Raw genomic sequence first — 14,748 nt, 5'->3', positions numbered from 1 at the left:
ATGTTTCGACCCCTCAGAATCGTGGCCGTCGCTCTTGCCTTGCTGGCTGCGGCCGTCTCGTCCGCCCGTGCCGCCGACGTCACTTTCGATGACACCGCGCGCTTCCTTGCGGGCATGCAGCCTTCGGCGGACTCGCCGCTGCTGCCGCTCACTAGGGATCCCGGCTGGCAGCGACACGCAAAATTCTTCGACGGCGCCTTCGCCCAGCTCGAACAGCGCCAGCTCTCGAAGATCCGCGATTGGGCCGACGTCAATCTCGCCGCGCCCCGGCCGACCATGTTCTACATGTTCAGCGGCCCCGATTTCCTTTACGCCAACGCCTTCTATTCCAAGGCCAGCACCTACGTGCTCGGCGCGCTGGAGCCGGTCGGCGCCGTGCCCGATCTGACGCGGCTGCCGCGCGGCTCGGTCGGTGCCGCGCTCTACAATGTCGAGCGTTCGCTCGGCTCGATCCTGAGCTTTTCCTTTTTCATCACCAAGCAGATGAAGGTCGACCTGCACGCCAACCAGGTCAACGGCACCTTGCCGATCCTCTATGTCTTCCTCGCGCGCTCGGGCAAGACCATCCGCAACGTCGAGATGATCGCGCTCGACGACAAGGGGGCAGTGCATGTCGGCGACGACAATCCCGGGCGTAACGCGACGCGCGGCGTCCGCATCACCTTTGCAGGCGCCGATGGCGAAGCGCGCACGCTGTATTATTTCTCGACCGACCTTTCCAATGCCGGCGCGCGCAACACCGGCTTCCTGAAGTTTTGCGAGACGCTGGGGCCCGGCAACAGCCTGCTCAAGAGTGCATCCTATCTTCTGCACAAGAGCGATTTCGCGGTGGTCCGCGACTGGCTGCTCGCCAACAGCGCCACCATCATCCAGGACGATTCCGGCATTCCGCTCGCGAACTACGGCGCACGGCAGTGGCGGTTCTTCCCGTTCGGCCGCTATCTCGGGCCGATCGGCGAATTCCCCGGCCGCTACCAGGAGCGCTACGCCGAGCTGTTCGCACGCGCCCAGCCGATCGACTTTGGCGTCGGCTACCGCTGGCGGATGCATGAGTCGAACTTGTTGCTGGCGGTGAGGGTGCCGGGCACCGAAACGCCGCCGGGCGGGGAGGCCACCTCGTCGGCCGATCCGACGCCGAAGCCGCCGCGTCCGAAATGGCTGCGGCCGCCCGAGCCGATTCCGCCGCCGCCCGGGCGCTTCTACTGGTTTCGCTGATTACCAGTGCACGTTCTGGCTCGGCACGATGAACGCCGTCGTGCTCGCCGGTGTCGCAAGGCTCGATGCCAGATACCAGCCGGAGCCGAGCACGAGCGCCAGCAAGGCGACGATCGCGAGCAGGTCCATGGTTCTGGGATCGTGATGCCGCCTGGAGCCGGGGGTGGGCCTAAGCTTGGCGTGAATATGAGGGCTGATTTTCCAGCGCATTGTTGTTTCCTCCCGGGGGAGCATCGAAACAACGCGGGAAGATTGTCTCAGGTTCCGCTCAGGCTACCGATGCACAAAGCATCGCAGCAATCTCAGGATGCATTGACCCCGCGCCAGCGGCCGTAGCGCCATGGCAGATACCAGCGCGCACCTTGCGGCGCGGTGAGCGGTACGTTGTCGATGCCCGAGGTGCCGAAGGGATTGCAGCGGAGCAGCCGCGCGAGCGTCATCCAGCCGCCGGCCCAGAGCCCGAACCGTTCGATCGCCTCGTCGCCATAGACAGAGCAGGTCGGCAGATGCCGGCAATTGTAACCGACCAGGGGCGAGAGCGTATGTCGGTAGAGCCAGATCAGTGCCCGGCCGAATCTGCGTGGGAGCCGAAGCGCCCCTTCGACCGAACTGGAACAATGCCCGCAGGCTGAATGCTTCATGTGCGCCGTGATGCGATGTTGAGCGAAGGATTGCGCGGTTCCGCGGCAGGGAACTGTAAGCTGTTGTTTCCACGCCATATTTTGCGTGCTTTTTGGGAGCAGTGCAGCAAGTGCCTATGGACGATCTGTATTCGCCCGGATACCATTTTTGTGACGTCCATGTGTAGACTCATCGGACGCTAAACGGGGCTTGCCTGAATCGCTTTGGGGCTTGGGGAAGGGACCAGTTTGAAAGTTCTGACGTCGCTCAATCTTCGCGGCTGGTTGCTGGTGGGAACCGCCGTCTGTGGAGTCGTGCTGGCTGGCGCCGTTGCGACACTCGGGTCGTCGGCCCGCGCCGGTGCTGTGCTCGAAGAGCGCAAGCTGCCGATGAAGTTCAACTGGGTCGCCTGCGAGCCGAACTGCCGCGGCTGGGTCAGCGCGGTCGGCATCATCACCGCCGATACCCCGAAGGATTTCGAGGAATTTTCTCGCGGCCGCCAGCTCGGCGGCGCCACTGTGGTGCTCGATTCCAGCGGCGGCTCGGTCAATGACGCGATCACGCTCGGCCGTCGCTTCCGCAATCTCAGCCTCCTGACCACCGTCGGCGTCAGCCTCCGCGGCGGGCAGTCGGCTCGTCCGGCGGTCGCGCCCGAGGCCTATTGCGAATCCATGTGCGTGTTCCTGCTGCTGGCCGGCAAGAAGCGCTACGTGCCGGAAGCTGCCCATGTCCGGGTCCACCAGATCTGGATGGGCGACCGCGCCGATGATGCCAAGGCGGCAAGCTACAGCGCGCAGGACCTGATGATTGTGGAGCGGGACATCGGCCGTCTCGCCAAATACACGTTCGACATGGGCGGAGCGGGTGACCTGCTGTCGCTCGCGCTCAGCGTTCCGCCCTGGGAAGACCTGCATGAACTGGACGCCGGCGAGCTCAAGCTCACCAATCTCGTGACGACCGATCTCGTGGCCGACGTGCTGCCGCATGTGGACATTTCCGCGCCGGCGATGGCGGAGCTTGCTCCGAAGACGCAGGCAAGGTTTGGCGTGGAACCGGAGCAGGCAGCCAAGTCGACCAAGACGGCGGAAGCTGTGGTGCCAACGGGCGGCGTGGCTGCCGCGCCGGCCGCTGCGGCGACGCCGAAGTAAGCTCTTCGATCTGGCTTGTCATTCCGGGGCGCGCGTAGCGCGAACTATGGTGCGCAATTGCGCGCCTGAGAATCTCGCGCTGCAATCTCGGGGGTTGCGGGTTCGTCGCTTTGCGAAGCGCCGAAACGACGCGGCGCTTACCCCTGCGCCGCGGCCGGCTGCTTGGCTTTGGCCTCGATCTGGCCGATGGCATCGACCACGGCATCGAAGGTCAGCAGCGTCGAGGCATGGCGGGCCTTGTAGTCGCGGACAGGCTCGAGGAATTTGATCTCCTCCCATTTGCCTTCCGGCGGCGCGCCGTTCTCCTTCAGCATCTTGCGAACAGTTTCGCGTAACTCACGGAGTTCGCTTGCAGTCGAGCCGACAACCCGACTTGCCATGATGGATGAGGAGGCTTGTCCGAGTGCGCACGCCTTCACGTCATGGGCGAAGTCGGTGACGGTATCTCCGGTCATCTTGAGGTCGACCTTGACGGTCGAGCCGCACAGCTTGGAGTGAGCGGTGGCGGAGGCATCGGGGTCCGGCAGCCGTCCGAGGCGCGGAATATTCCCGGCGAGTTCGATGATCCGCTTGTTGTAGATGTCGTTCAGCATGTGATGGAGTCCAGCACTTCCGCGCCCGATCGGCCTTGGCGGGCGCCATTCAGGGTCCTATATAGGGGCGGAACTGGTGGAAAAACAGTCCAGCGGTGCAAGGCGGTGATCCGGATCTGCGCCGCCAGCGTTGTCAGCTCAGGACCTTTTGCGCCAAAACTGTTCTCTTCAGGCGTCCGGCGGCTTGGCCGCCCCGTCTGCCGGTGACACTCCGGCCGTTAAGGCCGTCGAACGGAGTCGATATGGACGCGACAATCAAGCCGATCCGCCCCAACAAGCTGCCGGAGAGCCGTCCGGCCGAGCTTGATCCCGCCGAATTCCTCGCGGCCGCCGTCCGTGCCGACCAGCCGCGCCCGGCGCGCGCCGAGGCGGAAGCGGCGGTGAAGACGCTGCTCGCCTATATCGGCGAGAACACCGAGCGTGAGGGCCTGCTCGACACGCCGCGCCGCGTCGTCGAAGCCTTCGACGAGCTGTATCAGGGCTATCACCAGTGTCCGGCCGAGGTGCTCGACCGCACCTTCGGCGAGACCGCCGGCTACGACGATTTCGTGCTGGTGCGCGACATCGAGTTCACCTCGCAGTGCGAGCATCACATGATGCCGTTCTACGGCAAGGCGCACATCGCCTACACGCCGGTAGAGCGCGTCGTCGGCCTGTCCAAGCTCGCCCGCCTCACCGACATCTTCGCCCGCAGGCTCCAGACCCAGGAGCATCTGACGGCGCAGATCGCCGCCGCCATCGACGAGGTCCTCAAGCCGCGCGGCGTTGCCGTGCTGATCGAGGCCGAGCATACCTGCATGTCGGTGCGCGGCGTCGCCAAGCATGGCGCCTCCACCTTCACCAGCCGCTTCACCGGCATGTTCCGCGACAATCCGGCGGAGCAGGCCCGCTTCCTGTCCCTGGTGCGAGGCACGCGCTGACCTCGCGAATAGATCGGCAAGGTCGTGTCCGCCCACTCCCATGAGACCGAGGAAGGTCTCGCCTTCCTGCCCAAGTTCGACGCCAGCGGCCTCGTGACTGTCGTCGCGACCGACGTCGCCACCGGCGACGTTCTGATGGTCGCGCACATGAACGACGAGGCACTGCGCAAGACGATCGCGACCGGCGAGGCCTGGTACTTCAGCCGCTCGCGCAATGCCTTGTGGCGAAAAGGTGAGACCTCGGGTCAGACCCAGCGCGTGATCGAGATGCGCACCGATTGCGACCAGGACGCAGTCTGGATCCGTGTCGAGCAGGTCGGGGCTGCCTGCCACACCGGGCGACGCTCGTGCTTCTATCGCAAGGTCGAGGGCGAGGGCGGCGGCGCCAAGCTGGTCTTCACCGATGCGGAGCGGCTGTTCGATCCGGATGCGGTCTACAAGAAGTAGCTCGCTGCATTCCGGGCACGCGAAGCGCGAGCCCGGGATGAGGGTGAGGGCTGAATTAACCCCGCATTAACCATACCTGTCCCACGGTGAGACGACAGGCGTCCGAATTGCCGGCGCCGCTCAACGCCGCACGGGGCGGGCACTTCATCATGTCGGTCGACAATTCCAGTGCCACGCAGACGGTCGGTCTCGATCCGACGCGGGCGCGCGTCGCCGGTGCGATCAAGCAGGCCTCGAACGTCAGCGGCGTCAGCTTCCAGTACATGCTGACCACCGCCAAGATGGAATCGGATTTCGATCCCACGGCAGGGGCCACCACCTCGTCCGCGCATGGGCTCTACCAGTTCATCGACCAGACCTGGCTCGGCACCGTGAAGGAGGCCGGCACCCAGCTCGGCTACGGCAACTATTCCGACGCCATCACCAGGACGTCGTCGGGCGGCTACAGCGTGGATGATCCCGCGATGAAGCGGTCGATCATGAAGCTGCGTGACGATCCGGAAGCCGCCTCCAGCATGGCGGCGGCGCTGACGCAGTCGAACAGCTTCAAGCTCACCGGCCTGCTCGGGCGCAGGCCGAGCGACAGCGAACTCTACATGGCGCATTTCATGGGCGTCGGCGGCGCCGCAAAACTGATCGCGAATGCCGAGGACAATCCGCAAGCGGTCGGTGCGCGGCTGTTTCCGAACGCCGCCTCCGCCAACCGCTCGATCTTCTACGCCAAGGACGGCCGCGCCCGCAGCGTCTCCGAAGTCTATTCGGTGCTGGATGCTCGCTATGCCAGCGCGGCCAATTCGAAAGTGACGCGCAGCGCGATGGCGATGTATGGCGGCACGCCGTCGACGACGCAGGTTGCGAGCGCGAATGGGGTGCAGCCGACCGCGCCGATGGTCGACAACGCTGCTTATCTCCAGACCTTTCCCAACACGAACGCCGTGACGCCCGTCAGCGCGACATCGCCGACAACGGTCGCGGACAATACGCCGACCACGCCGGCATTCCGCTCGATCTATCAGCCCGGCGATACCACGCAGCCGGTCTCGACCACCGTGCAGAAATTGTGGGGCAACAACGCCTCGCTCTCCTCGGTCGCGTCAGCTGCGCCTGACGTGCGGCCGCCGCAGCCGCTCGATCTCTTCAGCGATCGCAACGGCACGTTCTCGAGCTAGGTCTCGCGTCCCTTACGCGCAGCAGCTCGAAGCGCTGCTGCGCTACGTCCGGGGCACGCATCCCGAGCGGCTTTTGTTCCTTAACAAATCCTCAACAAAACCAGCCAGTTATGGTGAACGCTTTGTTAAGCGTCGTGGTTTATTTTGTGTTGCAGGTGACGAGCCGTCACCCTTTTCGTTTGTTGTGTAAGCCGGAAGCAGCATGATTGTTCGGCAGTTCATCAATTGGATCAGAACGGCGCCCGCCGGCGAGCGGGCCGAGGCAACACGGGCGCTGGCCCGGGCCTGGCTGATCTCAGACCTTTCGACAGACGACCGCATCGCCGCCGAAGGTGCGCTGTTGATGCAGCTCGACGATCCCTCGCCCCTGGTGCGGCAGGCGATGGCCGAGGCCTTTGCGCGCAGCCTCGATGCTCCGGCGTCGATCGTGCGGGCGCTGTCGGCGGACCAGCCGACCGTCGCGCTGCCCGTGCTCGAACATTCTCCGCTGCTGATCGACGCCGATCTCGTCGATATCGTCGCCACCGGCAATGACGAGGTGCAATGCGCGGTCGCCCGCCGCATCGCGCTGCCAATCTCGGTCTGCGCTGCCATCGCCGAAGTCGGCTGCGCCGCGGCGGCGCTCGAGCTGATCGAAAATCCCCATGCCGAACTTGCGCCGTTCTCCTGGAATCGCATCGTCGAGCGCCATGGCCATCTCGCCGCGATCCGCGAGGCGATGCTGGTGCTGGATGACCTGCCGTCCGCAACCCGCGCCGCGCTGGTGGCAAAACTCTCCGAGACGCTCGCGCAATTCGTCGTGGCGCGGAACTGGCTGAGCGCCGACCGTGCCGACCGCATCACGATCGAGGCGCGCGACCGCTCCACCATCAACATCGCGGCGCGCTCGCGCGGCGAGGACATGCAGGGCCTGGTGCATCATCTGCGCGTCACGGGCCAGCTGACGGCCGGCCTGATCCTGCGCGCGCTGTTGTCGAGCAATCTCGACCTGTTCGACGCGGCACTCGCCGAGCTTGCCGATCTGCCGCTGGCGCGCGTCTCCGCGCTGCTGCATGACCGCGGCGGCAACAGCCTGCACGCGCTGCTCCGGCGCGCCGGGCTTCCGGAGGCGACGTTTGCGGCATTCCAGGTCGCGCTCGATGCCTGCCACGAGCAGGGCTTCGTCGACAGCGACGATGGTGCGGTCCGGCTGCGCCGTCGCATGGTCGAGCGTGTGCTCACCCATTGCGAGACCGACCGCGGTGCCGCCGAGCCGTTGATGGTCCTGCTGCGCCGCTTCGCCACGGAATCGGCGCGGGAAGAGGCACGGCTGTTCTGCGACGAGCTGGCCGCGGATGATGCGGTCGACCCGGTGTACGACGATCTGATCGCGGCGTGATGCCGTAGGGTGCGGGCGAAGCGACGAAGCAATCCAGAATCTCCCCGCGAAGGGATTCCGGATTGCTTCGATGCGCTCGCAATGACGGGGACGGAGCCGAGCCTTACTCCGCCGGCGCGATGCTCGGCGCCAGGATCACCTCGAGATGTTCGGGGCGATCGCGGTTGACCTGCGCGAGATAGTCGTCGGCGACCTTGCGCAGGCGACGGCTGAGTTCGGCGGAGACGCTAATGCGGTCGAGCCGGGTATTCTCGTGCACGATGGCGAGGATGGCGTTGATGTGGTGCGTGAACAGTTCGGCCGGGACCTTTTCCAGATCCGGCGCGTGCTCGATGACGCGGCACAGGCTCTCGGCTACTCCCGCCGCGGCCGGATAGCCGAATGTCACGGCGTCGCCCTTGATGTCGTGAGCGGCGTGAAACAGCTCGTCGCGCCGCTCCTTGGTGAAGCCGTCGTTGCGAACGGCGACATAGGCGGCCGACAGACGGTTGACCTCGGTCGTCATCCAGTCCTTGAACTCGCCGGAAAGGCCCGCGAGCGCCTGTTCGGCGCGGCCGACCGGATCGTCCAGGTCCTTCTCCTCGACGCGGCGCAGGACCTTGCGCAGCGGGTTGGGCTGCGTGATGACCTGATGCGTGGCGAAGGCCTTGACCTCGATGTCCTTTGCACTGTTCTTCGCCATGATGCCTGCCTCGTCTGAAGACGCCTGCGCTAGATGGAGGAGCGGGCCTTGTCGAGCAGCGAGGGCTGTTGCAGCACCTCATGCTTTTCGCCGACGCGGCGCTCGGGACCCATATAGGCGGAGTTGGTGTTGCGGCGCCGGTCCGGCCCGAAATAGGTCTTGGTTTTGATGAAGGGGCGGGGATTGGCGACCACGTTGAGGATGCGCTGATAGAGCCCCTTGGCCGAGATCGGCTTGGCCAGGAATTCGGTGACACCGGCATCGCGCGCGACGGTGACGCGGCGCTTCTCGGAATGGCCGGTCAGCATGATGATCGGCGCGTAGGGGTTGCCCTTGGATTCCGGCTGCCGGATCATCTGCGCAAGCTCGAGTCCGTCGAAGATCGGCATCGCCCAGTCGGTGATGACGATGTCGGGCACGTAATGGCTGTACATCTCGAGCGCGGTGGCGCCGTCCTCGGCTTCATAGACTTCGCGTGCGCCGAAGGAATGCAACAGCGTCCGCAGGATGCGGCGCATGTGCGGATTGTCGTCGCAGACGAGGAAGCGCAGCTTGTTGAAGTCGATACGAAACATGACGCCCGGGCCAAAGGGTCAACCTTCGTTAACCATATCGTGGCGAGGGTTAACGAAGGGTTGCGACCGAAGCCGCATCGGCGGACGGAGGGTGGTTCTAGTACCCGAACTGCTCGCGCAGGATGCGCTCTTCCAGGCTGTGGCCGGGGTCGAACAGCATGCGCATCGAGATGCTCTTGTCGGAGAGGACCTCGACGCGCCGGACCCTGCGTACCTCCTCATGGTCGGCGACGGCCGCCACCGGACGCTTGTCGTCCTCCAGCACCTCGATCACGACATAGGCGGTGTTGGGCAGCAGCGCGCCGCGCCAGCGCCGCGGCCGGAAGGCGCTGATTGGGGTCAGCGCCAGCAGGGCGGCGTTGATCGGCAGGATCGGTCCCTGCGCCGACAAATTATAGGCGGTCGAACCGGCCGGCGTCGCCACGATGATCCCGTCGGCGATCAGCTCGGGCATGCGCTCGCGCTCGTCGATCATGATCCTCAAGCGCGCCGCCTGGGAGGTCTGCCGGAACAGATAGACCTCGTTGATGGCGTGATGCAGGTGGACGCGGTCGTTGCCGTCGGTCGCGCGCATCAGAAGCGGATTGATCTCGGTTTCATGCGCCGCCTCGAGCCGCGCGCGCAAATCGTGCGTCGAGTATTCGTTCATCAGGAAGCCGACGGTGCCGCGATGCATGCCGTAGATCGGCTTTCCCGTGTGCATGTTCTGGTGCAGCGTCTGCAGCATCAGGCCGTCGCCGCCGAGCGCGACCACGATATCGGCCTCCTTGGGGTCGCAATTGCCATAGTCCCTGGTGAGCTGGACATAGGCGGCCTGCGCCTCGCTGCTCGGGCTGGCGACGAAGGCGATCCGGTCGTATCGCGGGGATTTGGTCATGGCTTGTCGGGCAGGCCCGCTGGCTGGAGAAAGTTCCGCCGGGCTCGTCTATACGAGGTGGCCCTGTATTGTCGAGGATGACCGCCGCTTAGGGCAAATGGGCGATTGTCGATCCGGAGAACAAAACAGGTTGATTTGAGCCGGCTTGGGACGCACCGCCGACCCTCGATCCTGCAAACCGTCGCAATTCCTCGCTAGCCTCGCGGCGCACCGGCTATAACAGCCGGGCAGGGAGAACGATCATGCGCGCGATCTTGCCGAGGCTGCGACGAACCGGGCTGGTGCTGGCCGCGTCCGTGGTCGCATTCGCAAGCGTTGCGCGTGCGGAGGATCCGCCGCAGCCGCGCTCCGAGGCGGCAGCACCTGCCGGACAGAAGGGCGGGCGCGCCGGCAATGCGCAAGGTGCGACGCAGGCTGCGCCGTCGGCGGGCGAGCCGCATCGCCTGCCGCCCGATACGACCACGAAGCAGACGCTGGAGCTGCCCGGCCGTACCCTCAACTTCGCCGCGACCGCCGGCTCCATCCGCGTGTTCGACGGCAAGGGTGAGCCGCTGGCCGACATCGCCTACACGTCCTACCAGCTCGACGGCGCCGACCGCGCCACGCGCCCGGTCACGTTCCTGTTCAACGGCGGACCCGGTGCATCCTCGGCGTGGCTGCAGTTCGGCGCGGCCGGTCCGTGGCGGCTGCCGCTCGATGGCGATGCGCTGTCGCCGTCGGCATCGCCCGAGGTGAAGCCGAACGCCGAGACCTGGCTCGATTTCACCGACCTCGTCTTCATCGATCCCGTCAGCACCGGCTACAGTCGCTTCATCGCGAGCGGCGACGATGCGCGAAAATCGTTCTATTCCGTCGACGGCGACGTCAACGCGATCGCGCTCGTGATCCGCCGCTGGCTCGAGAAGCACGACCGCCTGACCTCGCCGAAATACGTGGCGGGCGAGAGCTATGGCGGCATTCGCGGGCCCAAGGTCGTGCGCCAGCTGCAGCTCCAGCATGGCGTCGGCGTCAAGGGCTTGATCCTGGTGTCGCCGCTCTTGGACTTCCGCGAGTTCACCGGCACCAGCCTCCTGCAATATGTCGCGACCTTGCCGAGCTATGTGGCGGTGGCGCGCGAAGCTAAAGGGCCGATCAAGCGCGCCGACCTCGCCGATGTCGAGGCTTACGCGCGCGGGGAATTCCTGGCCGACCTCGTCAAGGGCGAGGCGGACAAGGAGGCCACCAATCGCCTGGCCGACAAGGTCGCTGCGCTTACCGGCATCGACCAGGCGGTGAGCCGCCGCCTCGCCGGGCGCTTCGACGTCGGCGAATTCCGCCGCGAATTCGACCGCAAGAACGGCAAGGTGACGGGACGCTACGACGCCTCCGTGCGCGGCTTCGATCCCTATCCGGATTCGAGCAGCTCGCGGTTCGGCGATCCCTCGGGCGATGCGCTTCAGGCGCCGCTGACGAGCGCGGCCGTCGACGTGCTCTCGCGCAAGCTCAACTGGAAGCCCGACGGCTCCTATGAGGTGCTGAACGGCACCGTGGAAGGTCATTGGGATTTCGGACGGGGCATCAACCCGCCGCAATCGGTGTCCGAGCTGCGCCAGATCCTCGCCACCGATGCCAAGCTGAACGTGCTGGTCGCGCACGGCCTGTTCGATCTCGCCACGCCCTATTTCGGAACGAAGCGTGTGCTAGATCAATTGCCCGCTTTCGTGACGCAGCGCGTGAAGTTCGTCGTCTATCCCGGTGGCCACATGTTCTATTCGCAAGGCGGCTCGCGGCAGGCGTTTCGCAGTGAGGTCGAGGCCCTGATCAGGGAGTAGGCCTGCGTTTGCGCGGCTTGTATCTCCGCACGATCTCCTTCGCGACGACGCGCTCCGGCTTCACGTTGGCGCCCGCGACCCAGATCTCGCTGATCTTGCCGCGTTTGTCGCGGATCCGGCGCACCGGCTCGCCATGGCTGGAATAGCCGGCAGCCCAGGAGAGCTTGCCGGTGTCACGGCCGGTGACCTCGATTTCGGCGGCATCCATGAAGGGATTGTTGAATTGCGGATTGGCGACGAGCACGCGGTTGCCGGTGGGCACGAGATCATTCGCTCCCCAGATGGTCCACCAACGGCCGGTCCAGTCGCGCAGACGGCGGTCAGGTGCGCCGCGGGTCTGGAAGACGCGCAATATCTGCATCGCGCCGTCCATCCAGAACGGCGCCGCGCCGTCGATTGAATTGCTGAGGATGCTGATCGAAAGCTCGCAGGCCGGGATGGCGCAGGTTCGCGAGATATAGCCCTGGAAGCCGCCACCATGGCCGAACCAGTCCCAGCCGTCGGTCTTGCCGGCATTGACGCCGAGGCCGTAATAGCCCTCGAAGCTCTGGGGGATGCGCCAATGATGACGCGTCATCTCGCGGCGGCTTGCGGCCGACAGCACGCTTCTTCTGGCATTCGGCGCAAGCTGCGCGAAGAAGCGCGCGGTGTCGCCGGCGGTCGCCACGAAGCCTGCGGCCGACGCCATCGCGTGCGCGGGGTTGTCGCCGGGGATCACACAACGCTCGCCGAGCGGAACCTTTCGCGTATGGCCGCGCGCGAACGGCGCGCCCTTAAGAACCGGTGCGTCCGGCTCGGTCTCGCGCAGGCCCGCGGCCTCCACGATCTCGCGCTTGATCCAGACGGAGTAGGGCTCCTTCGTCACGGCTTCGATGACGAGGCCGAGCAGACCAAAGCCGTGATTGGAATATTTGAAGCGGGTGCCGGCCTCGATCGCGGTCGGCAGCTTCAATTCCGCGAGCAGCTCCTTGGCGTCGAGATAGGGGCGGCGGTCGATGAACTGGCCGGAATCGACGCCGTCGCGCGTCAGCCCGGCGCTGTGTGAGAGCACCTGCGCGATCGTCGTCTCGGCGACGCGCGGATGCAGGCCGCCGACATATTGGCCGACGGTGTCATCGAGCCCAAGCTTGCGCTGCTCGCGCAGCTTCATGATGCCGGCCGACGTAAAACTCTTCGAGTGGGAAGCGATCCGGAAGCGATGGCGCGGGGTCAGCTTCTCGCCGGTGTCGAGATTGGCGAGGCCGAATGCATGCTCGGCGACGATCTCGCCGCGATGCGCGATTGCGACGATGACGCCTGGCTGCTGGATTGTCGTCAGTTGGAATTCGATCCAGGAGCCGATGTAGTCGATCGCGGATCGCAGCCAATTGTCCATTGCACACCAATTTTTGCGGGGAGGATTGGTGCGGGAGGCTAGCCGAGAAAGCGGAACGGGCACAACCGGGAAGGTTGTGCCCGTTCGCCTCATGCGACGATGCGAGGTTCAGTAGACGAGCGTCGCGCCGGTCGGCTTGTCGAGGGCTGCCGCAAGCGAGCGATATTCGGAGCTGTCGGTGCCGGCGAGCGAGGCGATCTTGTTCAGATGATACTGCGCCTGTTCGCGGTTGCCCTGCTCGAGTTGCCAGAGGCCGTAATACTGCCAGGTGCGGACGTGGTTCGGATCGTCCTTCAGCGCCAGCTCGTAATAGACCTTCGACGACTGATAGTCGCCGAGCTTGCGATAGGAGTAGCCGATCAGATTGGCGACGTCGGCGACGTCGTCGCGCTTCAGCGACTTCAACTGACCGATCGCGCCGGAGTAGTCGTGGTTGTCGTAGATCGCGGTGTAGGCGGTGCGATAGGCGGAGAGGAATTTGGGATCGCTGACGGAAGAGCTCTTCTTCTTGCCCTTCTTGGACGAGGACGAGTCCGACTTCGGCGGCGAGGAGGGCTCGTCGCTGCCGGCGGCATAGGCGCTCGACAGCACCGGTGCGGCCGCCAGCGACATGGCGACAAGTCCCGGCACGACAAGCATTGAGAGTTTGCGCATCTAAATTCTCCCGTATGGAACGTGGCGATCCTACACGATTGCCTGAAGACCGAAACACCCGTCAGCCAAAAACATTCCCGCATCGCACGATCTGGTCGTCCAGGGCAGATGACAAACTAGTCATCGAGATGAACGGAAGCCTGCAAGGGGCTTCAGATTGGGTTCAGTGCGCCGTCCCTAGGCTCCACCTACGATCGAAGGGTAGGCGAGAGGGCGCCGCCTCGAGATCCTTCCAAGAGGAGACCACCATGCTGAAGACCATTTCCGCAGCCTTGCTCGCAGCTACCGTGATCGCAGCCCCGGCCTTCGCCGCCGAGGCCGGCAAGACCACCACGACCGCCCCGGTGATCAAGGCGGACCAGAGCCAGACCAAGGCTTCGACCACCGTCGCGAAACCCGAGGCCGGCCTCAAGGCCGACACCAAGGCGACCGACGTCAAGGCGGACGCCAAGGTGGATACCAAGTCGAAGGCGATGAACGCCAACGCGGCCGTGACGCCGGACGAGCACAAGACGGTGCGCACCCATCGCCATCACCACAAGCACCTGTCGGCGAAGAAGCTGAAGGCGCAGCCGGAGGCGACCAAGCCGCTGACCACCGAGAAGCGCAGCTAACGTCTGATCCCGCGCGGCGGCACCGTGCATTGCCCGCCGCCGCGTACGGATTTCAGGCCCGTCCCGGCACCTGCGCGAAAGCGCGAGTGCCGGCGGCGGTGCGGCGCGTTGCTGACAGGACCTCTCGCGCAGGACTGAATTCCCTTTGCGCGCCCTTGGGGCTAGAACATCCCCGTAAGTCTGTTCGCGTGGAGAGCGGAATCTGTGGGGCGATTGGCGAAATTTGCGGTGCGCTTGGCATCCGTCCTGGCCTTGCCGTTGGCGCTTGCGGCATGTTTCGGCAGTGATGGTGACCGTCCAACCTTCATCGGCGGGACCCAGGCCGGAGGGCCGCAGCCGTTTCCCGACAATTTCCGCAGCGACACGCTGGCCCTGATGCGCACCTACCTGAACAACCCGGTCGGCGTGCGCGAGGCCAGCATGGCAGAGCCGGTCCAGCGCGAAGTCGGCGGCCGGCAGTTCTATGTGAGCTGTCTGCACTTCATCCCGCGCGAGACCGATGGCAGCTACAAGACCATGCGGGAACGCGCCGTGATCTTCGTCAACGGACGCGCGGACCGTGTCGTCGACCGCACCAGCGAGCTCTGTGCCGGCGCGGTTTACGTACCCTTTCCGGAACTCGAAAAGATGACGCGGTAGCGCAAAGCCCGCTTTCATCGGTCGGTGCTA

Annotated in this window: 17 protein-coding genes; 9 read left to right on the top strand and 8 right to left on the bottom strand. The window is 65.2% G+C overall.

Annotated elements, in window-relative coordinates:
* Nucleotides 1–1,215: a hypothetical protein gene (locus RPS27_RS29235; protein ID WP_313754789.1), complete on the top strand. Its 1,215-nt coding sequence runs from the start codon at nt 1–3 to the stop codon at nt 1,213–1,215.
* On the opposite strand, the gene RPS27_RS29230 is transcribed toward RPS27_RS29235, so the two are convergent.
* Complete coding sequence (locus tag RPS27_RS29230) at nt 1,216–1,344, bottom strand: hypothetical protein (RefSeq protein ID WP_283818399.1); 129 nt, start codon at nt 1,342–1,344, stop codon at nt 1,216–1,218.
* Between the two features lie 173 nt (nt 1,345–1,517).
* Nucleotides 1,518–1,856 (bottom strand): membrane protein insertion efficiency factor YidD, encoded by a 339-nt coding sequence (yidD, locus tag RPS27_RS29225; RefSeq protein ID WP_194402966.1) that lies wholly within the window; start codon nt 1,854–1,856, stop codon nt 1,518–1,520.
* Nucleotides 1,857–2,084: 228 nt separating this feature from the next.
* Here yidD and RPS27_RS29220 point away from each other — a divergent pair, with 228 nt between their 5' ends.
* Nucleotides 2,085–2,984 (top strand): hypothetical protein, encoded by a 900-nt coding sequence (locus tag RPS27_RS29220; RefSeq protein WP_313754788.1) that lies wholly within the window; start codon nt 2,085–2,087, stop codon nt 2,982–2,984.
* A gap of 137 nt (nt 2,985–3,121) precedes the next feature.
* Here RPS27_RS29220 and RPS27_RS29215 read toward each other — a convergent pair whose 3' ends face one another.
* On the bottom strand, nt 3,122–3,577 hold the full coding sequence (locus RPS27_RS29215) for an iron-sulfur cluster assembly scaffold protein (RefSeq protein ID WP_126257965.1): 456 nt from the start codon (nt 3,575–3,577) through the stop codon (nt 3,122–3,124).
* 242 nt (nt 3,578–3,819) lie between these two features.
* Between RPS27_RS29215 and folE the strand changes: the two genes are divergently transcribed.
* The 4 genes from folE to RPS27_RS29195 all read left to right on the top strand — a co-directional run bounded on the left by folE (nt 3,820) and on the right by RPS27_RS29195 (nt 7,491).
* Nucleotides 3,820–4,497: a GTP cyclohydrolase I FolE gene (gene folE / locus RPS27_RS29210; RefSeq protein WP_194402964.1), complete on the top strand. Its 678-nt coding sequence runs from the start codon at nt 3,820–3,822 to the stop codon at nt 4,495–4,497.
* Nucleotides 4,498–4,521: 24 nt separating this feature from the next.
* Nucleotides 4,522–4,944, top strand: coding sequence for a phosphoribosyl-AMP cyclohydrolase (hisI, locus tag RPS27_RS29205; protein WP_313754787.1), 423 nt, complete (start codon nt 4,522–4,524; stop codon nt 4,942–4,944).
* A gap of 107 nt (nt 4,945–5,051) precedes the next feature.
* Nucleotides 5,052–6,113, top strand: coding sequence for a lytic transglycosylase domain-containing protein (locus tag RPS27_RS29200; RefSeq protein WP_313754786.1), 1,062 nt, complete (start codon nt 5,052–5,054; stop codon nt 6,111–6,113).
* A 202-nt stretch (nt 6,114–6,315) separates the two neighbouring features.
* Nucleotides 6,316–7,491, top strand: a complete 1,176-nt coding sequence (locus tag RPS27_RS29195) for a DUF2336 domain-containing protein (RefSeq protein WP_313754785.1) — start codon at nt 6,316–6,318, stop codon at nt 7,489–7,491.
* A 103-nt stretch (nt 7,492–7,594) separates the two neighbouring features.
* Here RPS27_RS29195 and RPS27_RS29190 read toward each other — a convergent pair whose 3' ends face one another.
* From RPS27_RS29190 to RPS27_RS29180, 3 genes are all read right to left on the bottom strand, one after another.
* Nucleotides 7,595–8,173, bottom strand: coding sequence for an Hpt domain-containing protein (locus tag RPS27_RS29190; RefSeq protein ID WP_194402960.1), 579 nt, complete (start codon nt 8,171–8,173; stop codon nt 7,595–7,597).
* Between the two features lie 29 nt (nt 8,174–8,202).
* Complete coding sequence (locus RPS27_RS29185) at nt 8,203–8,748, bottom strand: response regulator (RefSeq protein ID WP_008549760.1); 546 nt, start codon at nt 8,746–8,748, stop codon at nt 8,203–8,205.
* Nucleotides 8,749–8,845: 97 nt separating this feature from the next.
* The gene (locus tag RPS27_RS29180; protein WP_211419102.1) at nt 8,846–9,625 is read right to left on the bottom strand and encodes an NAD kinase; all 780 of its coding nucleotides are present in this window, start codon (nt 9,623–9,625) and stop codon (nt 8,846–8,848) included.
* 242 nt (nt 9,626–9,867) lie between these two features.
* Here RPS27_RS29180 and RPS27_RS29175 point away from each other — a divergent pair, with 242 nt between their 5' ends.
* Entirely contained in the window at nt 9,868–11,436 is a 1,569-nt protein-coding gene (locus RPS27_RS29175; protein ID WP_313754784.1) for a S10 family serine carboxypeptidase-like protein, read from the top strand.
* Here the strand turns inward: RPS27_RS29175 and RPS27_RS29170 are convergent.
* Together RPS27_RS29170 and RPS27_RS29165 are read right to left on the bottom strand one after the other, a co-directional pair.
* Nucleotides 11,426–12,811: a serine hydrolase domain-containing protein gene (locus tag RPS27_RS29170; protein ID WP_313754783.1), complete on the bottom strand. Its 1,386-nt coding sequence runs from the start codon at nt 12,809–12,811 to the stop codon at nt 11,426–11,428. The two genes, RPS27_RS29175 and RPS27_RS29170, sit on opposite strands and share 11 nt — an antisense overlap.
* 108 nt (nt 12,812–12,919) lie before the next feature.
* Nucleotides 12,920–13,465, bottom strand: coding sequence for a tetratricopeptide repeat protein (locus RPS27_RS29165; RefSeq protein ID WP_194402956.1), 546 nt, complete (start codon nt 13,463–13,465; stop codon nt 12,920–12,922).
* A 248-nt stretch (nt 13,466–13,713) separates the two neighbouring features.
* Here RPS27_RS29165 and RPS27_RS29160 point away from each other — a divergent pair, with 248 nt between their 5' ends.
* Nucleotides 13,714–14,079, top strand: a complete 366-nt coding sequence (locus tag RPS27_RS29160) for a His-rich protein BRANT (RefSeq protein ID WP_194402955.1) — start codon at nt 13,714–13,716, stop codon at nt 14,077–14,079.
* Between the two features lie 204 nt (nt 14,080–14,283).
* The gene (locus tag RPS27_RS29155; RefSeq protein ID WP_313754782.1) at nt 14,284–14,718 is read left to right on the top strand and encodes a hypothetical protein; all 435 of its coding nucleotides are present in this window, start codon (nt 14,284–14,286) and stop codon (nt 14,716–14,718) included.
* The last annotated feature ends 30 nt before the right edge of the window (nt 14,719–14,748 follow it).

This window comes from Bradyrhizobium sp. WYCCWR 12699 (assembly GCF_032144035.1).
Lineage (GTDB): Bacteria > Pseudomonadota > Alphaproteobacteria > Rhizobiales > Xanthobacteraceae > Bradyrhizobium.
Note: the sequence above shows the minus strand (reverse complement) of the source record. Positions and strands in the feature narration are given on the sequence as shown.

Bases quoted from the DNA above. Each gene is read 5' to 3' on its own strand.
- RPS27_RS29235 (WP_313754789.1), top strand. From the start codon at position 1: ATGTTTCGACCCCTCAGAATCGTGGCCGTCGCTCTTGCCTTGCTGGCT.
- RPS27_RS29230 (WP_283818399.1), bottom strand. From the start codon at position 1,344: ATGGACCTGCTCGCGATCGTCGCCTTGCTGGCGCTCGTGCTCGGCTCC.
- yidD (WP_194402966.1), bottom strand. From the start codon at position 1,856: ATGAAGCATTCAGCCTGCGGGCATTGTTCCAGTTCGGTCGAAGGGGCG.
- RPS27_RS29215 (WP_126257965.1), bottom strand. From the start codon at position 3,577: ATGCTGAACGACATCTACAACAAGCGGATCATCGAACTCGCCGGGAAT.
- folE (WP_194402964.1), top strand. From the start codon at position 3,820: ATGGACGCGACAATCAAGCCGATCCGCCCCAACAAGCTGCCGGAGAGC.
- RPS27_RS29195 (WP_313754785.1), top strand. From the start codon at position 6,316: ATGATTGTTCGGCAGTTCATCAATTGGATCAGAACGGCGCCCGCCGGC.
- RPS27_RS29190 (WP_194402960.1), bottom strand. From the start codon at position 8,173: ATGGCGAAGAACAGTGCAAAGGACATCGAGGTCAAGGCCTTCGCCACG.
- RPS27_RS29185 (WP_008549760.1), bottom strand. From the start codon at position 8,748: ATGTTTCGTATCGACTTCAACAAGCTGCGCTTCCTCGTCTGCGACGAC.
- RPS27_RS29180 (WP_211419102.1), bottom strand. From the start codon at position 9,625: ATGACCAAATCCCCGCGATACGACCGGATCGCCTTCGTCGCCAGCCCG.
- RPS27_RS29175 (WP_313754784.1), top strand. From the start codon at position 9,868: ATGCGCGCGATCTTGCCGAGGCTGCGACGAACCGGGCTGGTGCTGGCC.
- RPS27_RS29170 (WP_313754783.1), bottom strand. From the start codon at position 12,811: ATGGACAATTGGCTGCGATCCGCGATCGACTACATCGGCTCCTGGATC.
- RPS27_RS29165 (WP_194402956.1), bottom strand. From the start codon at position 13,465: ATGCGCAAACTCTCAATGCTTGTCGTGCCGGGACTTGTCGCCATGTCG.
- RPS27_RS29160 (WP_194402955.1), top strand. From the start codon at position 13,714: ATGCTGAAGACCATTTCCGCAGCCTTGCTCGCAGCTACCGTGATCGCA.